The sequence below is a fragment of the Caldanaerobacter subterraneus subsp. tengcongensis MB4 genome (genome assembly GCF_000007085.1).
Taxonomy (GTDB): Bacteria; Bacillota; Thermoanaerobacteria; order Thermoanaerobacterales; family Thermoanaerobacteraceae; genus Thermoanaerobacter; species Thermoanaerobacter subterraneus.
Genome location: NC_003869.1, coordinates 596,602 through 613,323, shown reverse-complemented (window position 1 = coordinate 613,323; position 16,722 = coordinate 596,602). Strand labels below are relative to the sequence as shown.

The following is a 16,722-nucleotide window of genomic DNA, read 5'->3' as shown; positions in this document are numbered from 1 at the left end:
AAGTAAAATTTTAATAAAATTTTTCTCACCACCCCCAGTAAAATATTATCGCTTGTCTTTCTTTTATATAAATTATATTAGGCAAAACTTTTAAAATTCCTCCTATAAATTTAAATAAATTTTTTATTGTCCAAATTGCAAATTCAAAAGAATAAAGTATTATTTTACTATTCAAGCATTGCCAATAAAATTGGAAGGATTAAAATTTTGTTTGAATTTACTTTTAGTTGGGAAAAGTAGATGTACCGCGGCACGCAAAGTTTAGATAAATTATATCACCCTGTCTCCCATTTGGCAAGAGTATTGTAGGAATTCGATGAAAATTGTTTAAAATGTAAACTTGAGTTGTAATTGTCAGTCTTTTAAAAAAATAGCCTGCAATTTGCGCAGGCTATTTGGAAAGTTCTTCTCTTAAAAGTTGATTTGTAAGCTGCGGATTTGCTTTCCCCTTCGTCTCCTTCATCACTTGCCCTACTAAAAAGCCCAATGCCTTCTCTTTTCCTTTCTTGTAATCTTCTACGGATTTTGGATTTTCTTCGATGACTTTTCTGACAATCCTCCTCAATTCACCTTCGTCGGCTATCTGCCTTAAACCCTTCTCTTCCACTATGATTTGCGGATTTTTACCTGTGAAAAACATTTCCTCAAACACTGTTTTCGCAATAGAACCGCTTATAACATTATCATCAACAAGTTTTAAAAGCTCTATTAGCATATCTGGAGTGATTGGCACTTCATCTATCTCTTTACCTGTGTCATTTAAAAGGCGTGCAAATTCTCCCATCAACCAGTTGCTCACTATCTTTGGAGAGTGATAATTTGAAGCACACTTTTCAAAGAAGTCAGCCATCTTCTTTGAAGAGGTTATGACTTTAGCATCATATTCAGGTAAGCCGTATTGTGTGATGAAACGCTCTCTTTTAGCATCAGGCATCTCAGGCAATGTCTTTCTTATCTCTTCTTTCCATTCTTCTGTCACAATTATTGGAACGAGGTCAGGCTCTGGGAAATACCTGTAGTCATGAGCTTCTTCCTTTGTCCTCATCGGCTCAGTAATGCCTTTTGCTTCATTCCATCTGCGAGTCTCCTGAACTATAGTGCCGCCCTCTTCCAAGACTTTTATCTGTCTCTTTATCTCATATTCCAGCGCTTTTTGAACGGCTTTAAAAGAATTTAAATTTTTAAGCTCAATCTTGGTTCCAAGCTCAGTAGTACCCACAGGCCTTACAGAGACATTTGTGTCAACTCTCAAAGACCCTTCCTGCATCTTGCAGTCAGAAACTTCAGTATATTCTAGAATACTCTTTAATTTAACAAGGTACTGATATGCTTCTTCAGGAGTAGAAATATCCGGCTCAGAAACTATCTCAATCAAAGGAACACCTGCTCTGTTGTAGTCTACCAAAGATCCATCAGTTCCTTCGTGTAAAAGTTTCCCAGCATCCTCTTCAATGTGTATCCTCTTTATGCCTATCCTCTTTGTGCCGCCTTCTACCTCGATTTCTATGTACCCATTGCTACAAAGGGGAAGGTCGTACTGGGAAATCTGGTAGGCTTTTGGAAGGTCTGGATAAAAATAATTTTTTCTGTCCATCTTGCTGAAATTAGCAATTGTGCAGTTCAAAGCCAGCCCTGCCCTCACTGCATATTCTACTACTTTTTTATTGAGCACAGGCAAAGTGCCCGGAAGTCCAAGGCATACAGGGCACACCTGTGTATTTGGTTCACTGCCAAATTTGGTGCTGCATCCACAAAATATCTTACTGTCTGTCAAGAGCTCTGCATGAACTTCTAATCCGATTACTGCTTCGTATTTCATTATCTTTCACCTCCTATGGCCTGTGGCTTGGCATCAAATTTGTACGCTTTTTCAAAAGCATAAGCCACATTGAGTATTCTGCCTTCATCAAAGTGCTTGCCAATTATCTGAAGCCCCACAGGTAATCCCTCTGAAAGTCCGCAAGGAATAGATATAGCAGGAAGTCCTGCAATATTTACAGATACTGTGTATATATCTGCTAAGTACATAGCTAACGGGTCATTCGTTCTTTCACCGATCTTAAAAGCCACTGTAGGACTTGTAGGACCTACTATGACATCGCATTTCTCAAAAGCCCTTTCAAAGTCATTTTTAATTAATGTCCTCACCTTTAAAGCCTTCTTATAGTAAGCATCGTAGTAACCTGAGCTTAATGCATATGTCCCCAACATTATTCTCCTCTTTACCTCTTTGCCAAAACCTTCACTTCTGCTTGTCATGTACATATCAACTAAATCTTCGTAGTTTTTCGCAATATGCCCATACCTTATCCCATCGTATCTAGCTAAATTAGAACTAGCTTCCGCCGAAGCGATTATGTAATAGGCAGGAAGGGCATACTCTACATAAGGAACAGATATATCAATTATTTCTGCTCCTAAATCCTCAAACACTTTTATAGCCTTTTCTACTGTTTCCTTTACGCCCTCTTCAATTCCGGCTCCAAAGAATTCCTTCGCAACTCCTATTCTGAGACCTTTTATGTCTTCTTTAAGGTAAGAGGTATAATCAGGCTTTTCTATTTTTACAGAAGTAGAATCCATAGGGTCATGACCTGCAATGGCGTTTAGCACAATCGCGCAATCTGTCACATCCTTTGTGAAAGGACCTATCTGGTCAAGAGAGGAAGCAAAAGCCACCAAACCGTATCTAGAAACTAAACCATATGTTGGCTTCATTCCAACTACCCCGCACAAGGAAGCCGGTTGCCTTATAGAGCCTCCTGTATCTGACCCAAGTGCAAAAGCAGCCTCATCTGCTGCAACAGCTGCTGCAGAACCTCCAGAAGACCCACCTGGAACACGGGACAAGTCCCACGGGTTTTTCGTAGTTTTAAATGCGGAATTTTCAGTTGAAGACCCCATAGCAAACTCGTCCAAATTAGACTTCCCTAATATAACTACTCCCTCATTTAAAAGCCTTTCCACAACTGTTGCGTTGTATGGCGGTATGTAATTTTCTAGCATTTTAGAAGAACATGTGGTTCTTATGCCTTCTGTAGAGATGTTGTCTTTTATTATCACAGGAATTCCTGTTAAATCTTTTGCTTCGCCGTTTTTTATCATCTCATCTGCTACTTTAGCCCTTTCCAGTGCAAATTCTTCTGTAATAGTCACAAGGGCATCTATCTTGGGCTCCACTTCTTTTATCCTTTCAAGGTAGGATTTTGTCACCTCTTGTGCACTTACTTCTCTTTTATGGAGAAGTTCTTTAAGTTCATGTACTGTCAGACTATACAATTCCAATTTGCGTACCTCCTCACTCTATGATCTTTGGCACTTTAAAGCAGCCTTGCTCTGTAAAAGGAGCGTTCATCAACACTTTTTCTCTTGGCATAGAAGGTTTGACCTCGTCTTCTCTGAAGACATTGTGTATTGGAACTATGTGAGCCGTAGGTTCTACATTTTCTGTGTCAAGCTCGTTCAATTTGTTGACATAATCCAGTATCTTGCTGAGCTCTTGAGCCATCGCCTCTATCTCTTCTTCAGTAAATTTTAACCTGGCAAGCTTAGCAATGTATTCTACTTCGCTTTTGCTTATTGCCATTTTACCACACCTTTCTCTTTATTTCTTCACCCTTATAGTTTACCACAAAAATCTACGGTTGGATATCGCCTTTTAGCATGGCTTCAAACTGCTCTTCGTTAATTATCTTAACTCCAAGTTCCTGTGCTTTTTTAAGCTTAGAGCCAGGGTCAGCACCCACAATTAGATAGTCGGTCTTTTTGCTCACAGAGTTAGTAACTTTGCCCCCTCTCTCAACAATAAGTCTTGCAGCCTCATCTCTAGTGTAATTTTTAAGCGCTCCTGTCAGCACAAAAATCTTGCCTTCAAATATATTGCTCACTTTACCTGTGGAGAGCTTCTCCATATTGACTCCCGCTTCTTTCAACCTTTCAACCACTCTTCTGTTTTGCTCTTCAGAAAAGAAAGTAACTATACTTCTTGCCATTTTGGGTCCAATATCCGGAAGTTCAAGAAAATCCTCGTATTTTGCTTTCATTATGTTGTCCATGCTCTTGAAATGCTCTGCAATCACCTGTGCCGCTTTACTGCCTATCAAGTTTATCCCAAGTCCAAAAAGCAACCTGTCTAAGTCTCTTTTCTTGCTCTTTTCAATAGCTTCCAGCAAATTTCTAGCAGACTTATCTCCCATCCTCTCCAAAGTAATTAAATCCCTGTACTTGAGGTAGTAAAGGTCTGCTACATTTTGTATAAGCCCTTTTGAAAGCAGCTGGCTTATTATAGCAGGGCCCAATCCTTCTATGTCCATAGCATCCTTTGAAGCAAAGTGGATTATCCTTCTCGCAATCTGAGCAGGACAGTTAAGGCCTGTACATCTTCTCACTGCCTCTCCAGGAAGCCTTACAGCCAAAGCGCCGCACTCAGGGCATTTGTCAGGCATGACAAATGCCTTTTCATCGCCTGTTCTCTCTTCTTTAACCACTTCCACTACCTCTGGAATTATGCCTCCTGCTTTGTGCACAAGCACAGTATCCCCTATTCGTATGTCCTTCTCCTTTATGTAATCTTCATTGTGAAGAGTAGCTCTGCTCACCACAGAACCAGAAATAACAACAGGCTCGAGGACAGCCGTAGGAGTTAAGGCTCCAGTCCTACCCACTTGTACCACTATATCCACTATTTTTGTTTTCTTCATCTCTGCAGGATATTTAAATGCTATAGCCCATCTGTAGTCTTTAGCAGTCTGCCCCAAAATCTCCCTTTTATCAAGTTCATTCACTTTTATCACTGCGCCGTCTATATCGTACGGCAAAGAATCTTTCATCTCCCCTAGCTCTTCTATAGCTTTGATGACTTCTTCGATTGTAGTGCATTTTTTAATAAGAGGAATTACTTTAAATCCCTGTTCTTTCAAAAATTCTAAGGCTTCCACATGAGTCTTGAAATCTCTTCCTTCAATCCTCTGAAGGTTAAAAATGAAAATGTCTAGGTCCCTTTTTGCAGTGACTTTAGGGTCTAACTGCCTCACAGAACCAGCTGCAGCATTCCTGGGATTTGCAAAAAGGGATTCTCCTCTTTCGGCTCTCTCTTCGTTGAGCTTGGCAAAAGAAGCTTTTGGCATAAAAACTTCTCCTCTTACAACCAGGTTCACAGAATCTTTAAGCCTTAAAGGAATGGACTTTATGGTCTTCAAATTCGGAGTGACATTCTCCCCCACAATTCCGTCTCCTCTAGTAGATCCCACTGTGAACATGCCATTTTCATACACCAGCTCCACAGACAAACCGTCAATTTTAGGCTCTACTACGTACTCTACTTCCCCTACCGCCTCTTTTACCCTTCTGTCAAATTCCTTAATCTCTTCTGCCGTAAAAGCATTGGCCAAGCTCAACATTGGAACAATGTGAGTAAAAGGCTCAAACTCATCAAGTGGCTCTCCTCCTACCCTCTGAGAGGGAGAGTCTGGAGTCTTAAACTCAGGATATTTTTCTTCCAATTCTATGAGTTCTCTCATAAGCATATCATACTCATAGTCTGAAATTTCTGGCTGGTCCAACACATAATACCTGTAGTTGTGATAGTTTATTTTTTCCCTTAACTCCTCTATCCTCTTTCTTGCCTCTTCCCTATCCATAAATTCCCCTCCGGTTTTAAGAAATTGCCTTAATAGGAGCAAATCTCAAATCAAGCTTTTTTATACCAACGTTCGGAAAGGCTACTGTAATCTCTTCCCCTTCCACTTTAACAACAGTCCCTATTCCCCATATCTTGTGCTCCACCTTATCCCCAAGCGAAAAAGACCTTTCATAAACATCTGAAAAAGTATGGACGGAAACAAAGCCCGTTTTTTTGGAAGTCGGTATATTATACCTCACAATTAGCCTCTCAGGTATTTCACTTATAAACCTGGAGTAAGAATTGTACTGGGACCTACCGTAAAGGTTTCTCTGCCTAGCATAAGTTAAATACAATCTTTCTTTGGATCTGGTAATTCCCACGTAACAAAGGCGCCTTTCTTCTTCCAGCTCGTGGTCATCTTCAAAGGAGCTGTAAGAAGGAAACAGTCCTTCTTCCATCCCTACCATAAAAACTACAGGAAATTCCAATCCCTTGGCAGAATGAAGTGTCATCAGAACTACACTTTCTCCAATATCTCCAGCCATGTCTATATCAGAAACTAAAGTTATGCCCGCCAAAAATGCTTCCAAAGACTTATCTTCAGAAGATTCTTCAAACTCATAGGCAGCATTTAAAAATTCGTTTAAGTTTTCTATCCTTCCCTCTGCTTCTTCAGATTCTTCCCTTTTTAACTCTTCTATATAACCTGTCTGCTCCAGAATATATTTTATCAAATCGCTGACACTCATTGCATCTTTTTTATCAATTAAATCCAAAATAAACTGTTTAAACTGAAGAAGGCTTCCTTTGTTCCTTGCGTTTTTTAAATCCTCTATTGCAAAAAAAAGACTAGTATCTTTTTCCCTCGCTACCTTCTCCAATGCCTCAATCGTAGCAGGACCAATGCCTCTTCTTGGAACATTTACTATCCTTTTGAAGGATATGTCGTCATAAGGATTTACAATGAGGCGAAGATAAGCAAGTATATCTTTTATCTCTTTCCTGTCATAAAATCTTAGGGCTCCCACCACTTTATAAGGCACTTTTACTTTCATCAGAGCTTCTTCAAAAGGCCTTGACTGGGCGTTTGTCCTGTAGAGTATCGCAAAGTCTTTAAAGCTTCTGTTTTCTCTTTCTTTTAGTTTTATTATCTCCTGTATAACAAATTCTGCCTCTTCTCTTTCATTTTCCAGCTCACACAGAACTATTTTCTCTCCCTCTTTATTTTGTGTCCAGAGGGATTTTTTCTTTCGATATACATTGTTGTCTATGACGTGATTGGCAGCCTCCAGTATGATTTTTGTAGACCTATAGTTTTGTTCTAATTTTATCACTTTTGCTTCGGGATAATCTTTTTCAAAGTTTAATATGTTTCTCACATCTGCCCCTCTCCAGCCGTAAATGCTCTGGTCATCATCCCCTACAACACATAAATTTCTGTGCCTTTGCGCTAACAAATTTACAAAGTAATACTGAGGAGTATTTGTGTCCTGATACTCGTCCACCATTATGTATCTAAATTTTCTTTGATAAAATTCTAAAATTTCTGGATTTTCTTTAAATAACTCTATCGTTTTTATGATAATGTCGTCAAAGTCAAGAGCATTTATCTTTTTTAGTTTGTGCTGATAAAGCTTGTAAATTTCCTTTATTTTTCTATTCCTATAGGTATCTCCAAAAAAATCAATGTAATCGTCTGGATATACCATTTTATCTTTTGCAGATGAGATGGCATTTAATACCATTTTTATCGGGTATTGCTTTTCGCTTAAGTCTAGTTCTTTAAGGCATTCCTGGACTAGTGCCTTCTGGTCAGTCGTATCAAATATTACAAAATTTCTGTCGTAACCCAGTTTATCAATATCTCTTCTCAAGATTCTGACACAGGCGGAATGAAAAGTAGACACCCACAGGTCTCCGACGTATCCCAGCAAATTTTCCACTCTCGTCTTCATTTCCTCTGCCGCTTTATTGGTAAAGGTTATTGCGAGGATATTGGAAGGAGAGACCTTTTTTTCCTTTATGAGATAGGCAATTCTGTGGGTCAAAACTCTAGTTTTTCCACTTCCAGCACCTGCCAGTATTAAAAGAGGCCCTTCTGTGGTGGTTACTGCTTCTTTTTGCTGTTCATTCAAATTAGCTAGAATCTCTTTCATCTTTTTCACTCCAATCAAGTTTTAAAAAAGCCGGGAATTAATCCCGGGATTCAGAATCAGCTTCCAACCTTTCCAATATAATTTTATATCCATTTGCGCCATAATTCAATGCCCTGTTCACTCTACTTATCGTGGCAGTACTAGCCCCTGTTTTTTCTGCAATCTCTATATAGGTCTTCTTTTGTCTTAGCATTCTAGCAACTTCCAATCTCTGAGCTAAAGCTTTTATCTCATTTATAGTAGCAATATCTTCAAAAAACCTGTAACATTCCTCTATGTTCTTAAGCTTTAAAATGGCCTCAAAAAGCTGGTCTACCAGCTTGTCCTTAATTTTAGACTCATACATACAAAATCCCTCTCTTAAAAAATTTAATGGTTTACACTAATATTGTAATCAAATAAAAAGTAAATTTCAATACTTTAAAGCGATTTTTTATAACGTATACAACTAAAAAGTATATATGGATTTGTGGACAATACTATGCTCAAATTAAATTAAGCTACCCGCAAAAGCGAGTAGCCAAAAATTAACCTAATCTTTTTTCTAATTGACTTACCCTTTTATACAGTTCAATCATCCTCTTTATCAGATTTTTTTCTGCAAGTGCTGTCATCAGCTGGTCCTGTGCATGTATTACCAAAAAATTAGGCGTCTGACTCTGCTCTCCTTGTGTCAGCATGTTCTGGTATTTATGCCCTTCGTAAAACTCTTCATCTGCTTTTTGTAAATGCCTTTCTGCTTCTTCAAAATCTCCTTTCTCCGCTGCATCCAATGCCTCATATGCTTCTGCTCTTGCATTTCCTCCATGCAGCACTAAATTGTATATTATCTGTTCCAAATCCATTGCAGTCACTCCCATTTCAATCATTTTTCTACTTCTCTTTCATTTTTTAAAAGTTGTGCTTCATACATCCTAAAGAAAGGATAGTATATAATCGCCGCTACAATGAGGTCTACCAATTGCAGCAAGGCTCCCTGCCAGTGCCCTCCAGAAGATATAAATCCACTTATAAACACTGGGACTGTAAAAGGCAACTGTATCAGAGGTCTTGGCACTAAATTTAGCGCAAAAGCAAAGTAGTTTATTGTCACAACAGCTGCAGGAGCCAGAATAAATGGAATGATGAGTATTGGGTTTAATACAATAGGTGCGCCAAAGATTATAGGTTCGTTTATGTTAAATATTGCAGGTATAAGTTCAGCTCGCCCAATTGTTCTAAGCTGCATGGAAGCAGAAAGCAAAAACATTATCGTCAAAGGCCATGTAGTTCCTGACCCACCTAAGTGAGTAAATACATGGAAGAAAGGTTCTGTCACAATGCCTGGCAACGGCAAGCCACGAGAAGCCGCTTCTGCATTAGCCGCTAGCTGAGTCATCCAGAAAGGATACGCGATTGATGATACTACGTTCATTCCATGAATTCCTAATGACCACAAAAGCATCATCAATATTATCTCTGCTAAGGCTGCTGGATAAGTGTTTGATGCTGTAACAAGTGGTTTGAACAAATCAAGCACTAATTGAGGTAATGTTATGTGGAATCTCGACCACACAAACCACTCTACAAGCCATGCAGATACCACCATTACAAACATTGGAATTAATGCTAAAAAGCTTCTCACTACATAAGGCGGTACTCCTTCAGGCATTTTAATTACTAATCCTTTTCTATTGAAAAATCTCACTACTATTGCGCTTAATATTCCTATTATTATTGCTACGAATAACCCTTGTCCACCCAAGTAATTTAAAACATCTCCAAAAGTAACCTTCGTCACATCTGTTGCAGGAAAACTTGTTATAAAGAAAGCTAGAAGTGCAATTATTCCAGTCATTGTCTCATCCAAATCCCATCTGGCAGCGAGACTATAAGCTGTACCAAAAGCCACCATCATAGCCATTATTCCAAAAGTAAGTTGAAAAGGTATCATGATTTGGGCTGCAATGGGCTTTACTGCTTTGGCCCACGCGTGTATTGGAGCCCAATTAATTCCTTCTGGTGGATTTGCTATTATGAGGAAAAGAGCTCCGGTCAAAATCACAGGCAAAGCAAAACTCGAAAATGCATCTCTAATTGACTGCAAGTACACGTTTTGAGCTATTCTAGCTAATACCGGCATTAATGATTCTTCCATCCACTTCATAAACGGATTGTTTGAAATTCTGTCACTCATCCTGTTCCCTCCTTATACTTCTTTTCCTGCTTTTTTGGCAAGTTCGATTATTTGATTTAATATTTTTTTGCCATCCATCATGGCAAAAGCCTGCATGTCCACTACATCAACAGGAATATTATATTTGGATGCAATTGACTCAATTTCCTTTTTAAGATGCCTTACCTGGGGCTCCAGTAAAGCCACATCGTATTCCTCCGCTTTTTTCTTAAACTCTCCTGTACCACCTGCATCTACAACCACATCTAACCCTTGCCTTTTTGCTTCTTCTGTCACCTTCTTAGCAAGAGCACTTGAGGTAGCACCCCAGCTGCAGAGTATAACTCCCTTTATTGCCATCTTTAGCACCTCCTTTCAAAGCCAACTACATCTTTTTTTTGCTTCTTCAAATTAGTATCATAAACTTGTATCATTTTTATAACATAGCTCTGTACTGCAAAAATTGCTAACATAAAAACTGCGCCAAAAATAACTATCCTCAAGCCATTGTAGAAACTCTCGCGAAACATGTAATAAATTCCTGTTGAAAACCACACTACACCTAAAAGGAGGTAAAATATTTTTATCTGAGAAGAAGGTATGCTAAACATCTCTATCCTCCTAGACTGTCCTTTTTATCTCTTCATAAAATTTACCCAACAACACTTCTCCTATTCTCTTCTTTATTTCCTCGCAAGACTTTGAACTATTGATGGAATCCAGAAAATCCTCTCTTTCAATCAAAGAAACGCTCAAATCTCCCAAAACTTCAATTCCCTCCCTATCTCCTTCGGGAGCTACCATTAAAAAAACTGTTTCTATATTTTCATAACTTCCTATAAGATTTTTCATTTTAACCTTGTTCTTCATTTTCGCTACAGCCAGTATAGGCTTTTTTAAACTTTTTACAGCGCAATGATATATTACGAATCCTTTATTAGGAAGTACTATTTTACCTAAACTTTCTCTTTGTAAAAGCCTCTCTTTAATTTCCTCTTTTTGAAATTCTTCTATGCCTCCCTGAATCTTTAAATATTCAAGAATTTCTTCCACTATTTGGGACGAATTTTCTCCCTCTACTTCCATGAACACAAGGCTATCCTGTAGCTCTAAAATCCTCTTTCCATATTTAGCTATGTGTTCTGCTTTTTTGACGTATCCTTCTTCTCTCTGCTTATTTTCTGGGACCAAATCATATTCCAAGATAAAGTCAGTATTTAATGCCTTTTTTAATTTTTCTACGTCTTCTTCTAACAAAAGAGGATTTACAACTACTACCTTTTTGCTGGTCAACTTAAGTGGTATTGTGGAAACAATTAAATCTATATCTTTTCTCTTTTCCAATTCTTTTAGCTTTACACTGGAGGCAACTTCCACCACGTTTAACTGAGGAAACATTTGCAGTTTAGACATCAACATCCTAGAAGTTCCTATGCCACTAGCACACACCACCAGTATGTTATATTTTCTAAAAGTTTCTTTTTTTCTTTCAAGTGCAGCTCCAAAATGCATTGCAATATATCCGACTTCGTCTTCTGGAATGTCCCTTTTTAATTTTTTTCTTAGGACATCACACACTTTATTGCTTTTTTCAAAAAGCACAGGATATTTGGCCTTTATATCACCTAACAGCGGGTTCCTTATGTCAAGTCCCATTTCCAACCTGTAAAGTGCAGGAGCTAAATGACTTTGAAGTCCTTCTTCTAAAAGCTTATCTTCTGAAAAATCTACCTCAAATACCTTTGAGGCTTCTTTTATTATCTCTTCAACTATACTTTCAATTTCACTGTCAGTATAATTTTGGGCAGTAGACCTGTATCTTGCAGCTAAAAGATGAATTGTAATATACCCTATTTCATCTTCAGGTATGTCAATATTAAGTTCTTCTTCGAGATATTCCCCTAGTTTCTTGGCAAATAGATACTCTTCTGTTTTTTTAAGGTCCTCTAAAGTCTCTTCCCCTATTTGAATAGTTTCTCCTTCTTGAAGTCTCTTTATCGCAAGAGCCAAATGAACTACTAAAGCCATGTAAGAGCTCTCAACAATTTCGTAATCAATCTGCTGTTTTAACCTCAAAATAGCTTTTTCTATTTTTGAAACAGTGTCGTAATCAATCAAGTTTAAAAGCCTTAAGTCTATATTTCTCTCAATACCACTTTTAGATAGGTATCCTCTTTGCAAAAAATTAGCCAGCTCAGCGGTATCAAAATTTTCATACAAAAAATTAGCAATAGCTCGTCTAAAAGAATTTTCATTTCCAGAGATGTAAACTCCATATCCCGGCTTTGTAACCAAAGTTAACCCCTGTTTTTCAAGCCATTTCTCCAATTCTTTGAGGTCATAACTTATAGTGGCAGTCGTAACCTTGAACTTTTTGCTAAAATATTCTAATTTTACAGGCTCTTTCAGCTGAAGGAGTTCAGAAAGTATCATTTTTCTTCTTTCCTCTGCGTCAACCGGGAAATATCCTATAACGTCCAGTCTCAACTTCTCTATGCCTGCAGCATCTCCATTCAATGTAAATCCTTCTGAAGTGTTGACAAAAATTAGGTTGTATTTTTTCACAAATTCTCCAATTCCAGCTATGTCGCGGTACGCAGTCCTTCTGCTTACATGAAATTCTCTTTCAATATCTGACACAGTTAACTTGGAGGACAACAATATTTTTTTCAAAATCTGTAGCTGTCGGCTGTTTAACTTAACCATTTTTCATCATCACACTTTATGACAGGAATTTAATAATATTTTCTCCTTACACATCTACAATTATAACTCTAATCGCCTAATTAACAAGAAAAAGATGTAAATATTGTGGCATGTCTACCGTGACATATTTTTAAAAATTTTATCAAAAGCGCTTTTCATAAAGTTATTTGCACTCTCTCTACATTATCTAATTTTTCCTCAAAATCATTTTTCTCAAATCTTCAATATAAGGCAATCTCAAAAATTGAGCTACTGAAAAATACACGATAATCCCTAATAAAACTGATAAAGAGAGGTTTATCCACATATTAACATTAGTTGCCAACAATTTACTGTGGGTAATTAACACAGTTACTCCCATAGCTAGAGAAGCAAAAAGAGGCTTTATGACCCAGTTAGAAAGATCTATTTCCACTCGTGTAAGCTTTCTTAAATCTAGGAAATTTAAAACCAAAATGAGAGCATCTGCAAAGATAAAAGTATAAACATATCCAAAAAGCCTGAGGGAAGGTATAGAAGTCAGATAGTACATGCCAGTAATGCACACAACAAGCCATATCAGGGAATTTCGCAAGACTACTTTCTGTCTCCCTAAACCATGTAAAATACTAGCAACTACGGTTTCTAAAAATGCGAAAATACTGCCATAAGAAACCACCCTTACAAAATCCCCTACCCCAGGAGAAGAAGGATATAAAAGTCTGGATATTTCATCTGGAATAATTAAAAACAAGGTAATAGCGGGGAATGCCACTAAAGTAGTGTACCCTATAGCCTGGTTAATTCTCAAACGCACTGCTTTCCATTTTTTTAAAGCTGCAGCTTCTGAAACTGCGGGAAGCACTGTTGTGGAAAGGCTTGAAGTTATTACAGCAGGCATATAAGCGAGGGGAATCGCCATGCCAAATAGCTTTCCAAATTCAGACATTGCTTCCCTGTGAGAAACTCCAGAAGTTACAAGGCGGGATGGAATTAGCAAAGATTCTACTAGATCTAGAGCATTCACAATCAATTTTGAAAAAGTTATTGGTATTGAAGTGAACACCAATAGCTTCGCAATGTAAATACTACTCCATTCTTTTCCATCATAAGGCATTTCTCTTTCTATAATTTTTACCTCTCTCTTATAGAAAAATATGTACATCAAAAAGCTTACAATTTCTCCAACAGAAATCCCAAAAATAGCTATAGCCACAAGATACTCAAGTTTTGCTCCGCTAAATAGCTTCAGAAGATATAAAGTCAGAGAAACTCTCACAATCTGCTCTACGATTTCTGAAATAGAGGCCGGTACCATATTTATTGCACCCTGAAAAAAACCTTTAAAAACTGAAGAAGAAGTGACAATTACAAGAACAGGCGCAAAAATGAGAATTGAAAGATGAGTCCTCGGTTCGTGAAGAAGCTTTTCCGCTATGAACCAGGCATTTAAGAATATAATAGCAAAGACTGAAAAAGCCACTATAAGCACCAGAATAAAGGAAATTTTCAAAATTTTAAACATATTCTTTTTGTTCCCTTTTGCTCTTTCTTCCGAAATAAAGCGGGAAATTACTGACATAGTACCAGAAGTTAAAAAAGTAATAGAAACAAAGTAGATAGGGAGAACTAATTGATAAATTCCTGTGCCTTCAGAACCTAATATGTTGGATAAAATTATCCTGAAAACAAAGCCTATACTTCTGTCTATCACATGAGCAATTGTTAAAATAAAGGCACCGCGAATAAAGGACCTTCCATGCATACTAAACACCTCACAATAGTTTATTCGCAGCGCCTTTTTTATATGAAAAACAAAAAGAGCCGGCATATGCCGGCACTAAAGGGGGATTAGGGGGAGAAATTTTTAATACACTTGAGGGGGGTTAAGACTTACACCTTATGGCTTCCTCTTACCAAAACGGCAGAGGCGTTTTCCGACAAATATTATGCAACATTTGATGAAAAATGTCAAGTTTTAATTTACACGAAATTTTTCCTGCATTTTTGTAATATTATAACTATACCTTAATAAATAAAACTGCGGTAAACCTTTTTCTCATTGTACAAGGAATATTTATAAATGAAAAGGTTAAAGTTTTTCCAAAAAATTTTTTAATATTTCCCCTCAAAATAATTAAGCACTGTCATCACATGAACAGCAATTCCTACTTTTATACATCTTTCATCCACGTCAAACCTACTGCTGTGTAAGGGTTTGTCTATTCCTTTTTCTTTATTACCGCAGCCCAATTTGTAAAAGGTACCGGGCACTCTCTGTAAAAAATAAGCAAAATCCTCTACCCCCATGGAAGGAGAAACTTCAAGGACATTTTCCTCTCCTACAATCATGGAAGCGCTCTTTTTTACAAGGGTTGTAAATCCTTTGTCATTAATGAGAAGAGGATACCCTTTTACCCTTCTGAATTCTGCAGCCCCTCCATAGGCTTTTGCTATGTCTTTACACATCTTCTCCACAGATTCTACTATTTCCTCTCTTCTCTCTTCTTCCATCATCCTTATAATTCCTGACATCTCAACCCTATCTGCTATTATATTTCTCGCATATCCCCCTTTAATTGTCCCTACAGTAACAACTATTGGAGTAAAAGGGCTGGTTTTTCTGCTTGCAAAGGTCTGAAGAGCGCTTATCACATTCGCTGCAATTACAAGTGCATCAATCCCTTTATGAGGCTCTGCCCCATGGGAGCTTCTCCCCTTTATAATCACATCGAACATGTCAGACGAGGCATAAGCTTTTCCGTATGTTATTCCTATTTGCCCTACCTCTAAATCTGGATCAACGTGAAGCCCTATTATAGCGTCAACTCTAGGACCCTCAAGCACCCCTTCCTCAATCATGGGGAGGGCTCCTCCTGTTGTTTCTTCAGCTGGCTGAAATATAAATTTCACATTCCCTTTAACGTTTTTAATCCTTGAAAGCACTTTAGCTGTTCCCAAAAGAATAGCAGTATGTACGTCATGGCCGCAGGCATGCATTTTCCCGGGAATTTTTGAAGCGTACTCGACTTCATTTTCCTCCTGTATGGGAAGTGCATCCATGTCTGCCCTTATAGCTATTGTCCTTTCTCCATCTCCTTTTAAAAGGCCTACTACTCCAGTCTTGGCAAGCCTTTTCACTTCAAGCCCTATATCTTTAAGGTAATTGTAAACTAGTTCAGAAGTCTTCACCTCTTCAAATCCCAATTCAGGGTGCATGTGTATTTTTCGCCTTATCCCTATTATCTCTTCCTCCACTTTTTCAACTTCTTTTAAAATGTCCATATCCATCACCTTTTTTAATATCTTTCAATATCCACAATAAATACTTCATCAATTTTTTTACCGAGCACCATTTCGGCGGCCCTTTTAAAATTTTCAGCATCGCCACTTACAAAAAACTCTATTTTGCCTTTCTTACCAAAATTTAAAATCCTGCTTCTTTCTAGATATTCTTTCACTTCATGGGACAACCTTACAGCTGGGTCCACCACCTTAACCCCATCTCCCATGATGGCCTTTATAATCGGTTCCATCAAAGGATAATGGGTACAACCAAGTATGAGAGTATCTATTTCTTTCCCTTTAAACTCCTCAAGGCAATCTTTAGCAGCTTTATAAGCTAAATGCGAATTGTAAAGGCCTTTTTCAATCAAAGGCACAAATTCAGGACAGGCTTTCTGGTAAACTTCAATTTGAGGATTTATGCTCTTTATATTGATTTCGTAGCTTCTGCTCTCTACCGTCCTCTTCGTAGCAATAACTCCAACTTTTTTATTTTTTGTACAATAAACTCCGCTTTCTGCGCCAGCTTTTAATACGTCAAAAAGTTCAATGTCATACTTTCCTTTGTCAATAGTCGCACACGTAGTATTGCAGGCTATCACAACCGCCTTTACATTTTTTTCTTTCATAAAGTTTATGATCTGACCTGCAAAAAGCTCTATTTCTTCTTTACTTCTATCTCCATAGGGAACCCTTTTTGTGTCGCCAAAATAAATATAATCCTCCTCGGGCAAAACCTGAATAAGTCTTTTTAATACAGTCAAACCTCCTACTCCTGAATCAAAAACTCCTATAGGTCTTGAATCCATTCCACCACA

The 16,722-nt window shown here is 37.9% G+C and carries 14 protein-coding genes; all 14 read right to left on the bottom strand.

Annotation, left to right across the window (positions count from 1 at the left end):
- Nucleotides 1-391 precede the first annotated feature (391 nt).
- Nucleotides 392-1,819, bottom strand: a complete 1,428-nt coding sequence (gatB, locus tag TTE_RS02895) for an Asp-tRNA(Asn)/Glu-tRNA(Gln) amidotransferase subunit GatB (protein ID WP_011025023.1) — start codon at nt 1,817-1,819, stop codon at nt 392-394.
- Nucleotides 1,819-3,285, bottom strand: a complete 1,467-nt coding sequence (gatA, locus tag TTE_RS02890; RefSeq protein WP_011025022.1) for an Asp-tRNA(Asn)/Glu-tRNA(Gln) amidotransferase subunit GatA — start codon at nt 3,283-3,285, stop codon at nt 1,819-1,821. Before gatA ends, gatB begins: the two co-directional genes overlap by 1 nt.
- A gap of 13 nt (nt 3,286-3,298) precedes the next feature.
- On the bottom strand, nt 3,299-3,586 hold the full coding sequence (gatC, locus tag TTE_RS02885) for an Asp-tRNA(Asn)/Glu-tRNA(Gln) amidotransferase subunit GatC (RefSeq protein WP_011025021.1): 288 nt from the start codon (nt 3,584-3,586) through the stop codon (nt 3,299-3,301).
- Nucleotides 3,587-3,638: 52 nt separating this feature from the next.
- Nucleotides 3,639-5,639, bottom strand: coding sequence for an NAD-dependent DNA ligase LigA (gene ligA, locus TTE_RS02880; protein WP_011025020.1), 2,001 nt, complete (start codon nt 5,637-5,639; stop codon nt 3,639-3,641).
- 16 nt (nt 5,640-5,655) lie between these two features.
- Nucleotides 5,656-7,779 carry a DNA helicase PcrA gene (pcrA, locus tag TTE_RS02875; protein ID WP_041587107.1) on the bottom strand — a complete coding sequence of 708 codons (2,124 nt, stop codon included), beginning with the start codon at nt 7,777-7,779 and terminating at the stop codon, nt 5,656-5,658.
- A gap of 37 nt (nt 7,780-7,816) precedes the next feature.
- On the bottom strand, nt 7,817-8,125 hold the full coding sequence (locus TTE_RS02870) for a YerC/YecD family TrpR-related protein (RefSeq protein ID WP_011025018.1): 309 nt from the start codon (nt 8,123-8,125) through the stop codon (nt 7,817-7,819).
- A gap of 181 nt (nt 8,126-8,306) precedes the next feature.
- A complete protein-coding gene (locus TTE_RS02865; RefSeq protein ID WP_011025017.1) occupies nt 8,307-8,624 on the bottom strand; it encodes a PTS lactose/cellobiose transporter subunit IIA in 318 nt (105 codons plus the stop codon).
- Nucleotides 8,625-8,644: 20 nt separating this feature from the next.
- Nucleotides 8,645-9,955, bottom strand: coding sequence for a PTS sugar transporter subunit IIC (locus TTE_RS02860; RefSeq protein WP_011025016.1), 1,311 nt, complete (start codon nt 9,953-9,955; stop codon nt 8,645-8,647).
- A gap of 12 nt (nt 9,956-9,967) precedes the next feature.
- Nucleotides 9,968-10,294 (bottom strand): PTS sugar transporter subunit IIB, encoded by a 327-nt coding sequence (locus tag TTE_RS02855; protein ID WP_011025015.1) that lies wholly within the window; start codon nt 10,292-10,294, stop codon nt 9,968-9,970.
- Between the two features lie 2 nt (nt 10,295-10,296).
- Complete coding sequence (locus tag TTE_RS02850) at nt 10,297-10,545, bottom strand: hypothetical protein (RefSeq protein ID WP_011025014.1); 249 nt, start codon at nt 10,543-10,545, stop codon at nt 10,297-10,299.
- A 10-nt stretch (nt 10,546-10,555) separates the two neighbouring features.
- Complete coding sequence (locus TTE_RS02845; protein ID WP_011025013.1) at nt 10,556-12,640, bottom strand: BglG family transcription antiterminator; 2,085 nt, start codon at nt 12,638-12,640, stop codon at nt 10,556-10,558.
- Nucleotides 12,641-12,827: 187 nt separating this feature from the next.
- Nucleotides 12,828-14,384 (bottom strand): stage V sporulation protein B, encoded by a 1,557-nt coding sequence (spoVB, locus tag TTE_RS02840; protein ID WP_011025012.1) that lies wholly within the window; start codon nt 14,382-14,384, stop codon nt 12,828-12,830.
- A gap of 350 nt (nt 14,385-14,734) precedes the next feature.
- Nucleotides 14,735-15,904, bottom strand: coding sequence for a M20 metallopeptidase family protein (locus tag TTE_RS02835; protein ID WP_011025011.1), 1,170 nt, complete (start codon nt 15,902-15,904; stop codon nt 14,735-14,737).
- Between the two features lie 14 nt (nt 15,905-15,918).
- Nucleotides 15,919-16,713 (bottom strand): glutamate racemase, encoded by a 795-nt coding sequence (gene murI, locus TTE_RS02830; protein ID WP_011025010.1) that lies wholly within the window; start codon nt 16,711-16,713, stop codon nt 15,919-15,921.
- Nucleotides 16,714-16,722 lie beyond the last annotated feature (9 nt).

Bases quoted from the DNA above. Each gene is read 5' to 3' on its own strand.
- TTE_RS02845 (WP_011025013.1), bottom strand. From the start codon at position 12,640: ATGGTTAAGTTAAACAGCCGACAGCTACAGATTTTGAAAAAAATATTG.
- gatC (WP_011025021.1), bottom strand. From the start codon at position 3,586: ATGGCAATAAGCAAAAGCGAAGTAGAATACATTGCTAAGCTTGCCAGG.
- TTE_RS02860 (WP_011025016.1), bottom strand. From the start codon at position 9,955: ATGAGTGACAGAATTTCAAACAATCCGTTTATGAAGTGGATGGAAGAA.
- TTE_RS02870 (WP_011025018.1), bottom strand. From the start codon at position 8,125: ATGTATGAGTCTAAAATTAAGGACAAGCTGGTAGACCAGCTTTTTGAG.
- TTE_RS02850 (WP_011025014.1), bottom strand. From the start codon at position 10,545: ATGTTTAGCATACCTTCTTCTCAGATAAAAATATTTTACCTCCTTTTA.
- spoVB (WP_011025012.1), bottom strand. From the start codon at position 14,384: ATGCATGGAAGGTCCTTTATTCGCGGTGCCTTTATTTTAACAATTGCT.
- TTE_RS02835 (WP_011025011.1), bottom strand. From the start codon at position 15,904: ATGGACATTTTAAAAGAAGTTGAAAAAGTGGAGGAAGAGATAATAGGG.
- TTE_RS02865 (WP_011025017.1), bottom strand. From the start codon at position 8,624: ATGGATTTGGAACAGATAATATACAATTTAGTGCTGCATGGAGGAAAT.
- TTE_RS02855 (WP_011025015.1), bottom strand. From the start codon at position 10,294: ATGGCAATAAAGGGAGTTATACTCTGCAGCTGGGGTGCTACCTCAAGT.
- murI (WP_011025010.1), bottom strand. From the start codon at position 16,713: ATGGATTCAAGACCTATAGGAGTTTTTGATTCAGGAGTAGGAGGTTTG.
- pcrA (WP_041587107.1), bottom strand. From the start codon at position 7,779: ATGAAAGAGATTCTAGCTAATTTGAATGAACAGCAAAAAGAAGCAGTA.
- gatB (WP_011025023.1), bottom strand. From the start codon at position 1,819: ATGAAATACGAAGCAGTAATCGGATTAGAAGTTCATGCAGAGCTCTTG.
- ligA (WP_011025020.1), bottom strand. From the start codon at position 5,639: ATGGATAGGGAAGAGGCAAGAAAGAGGATAGAGGAGTTAAGGGAAAAA.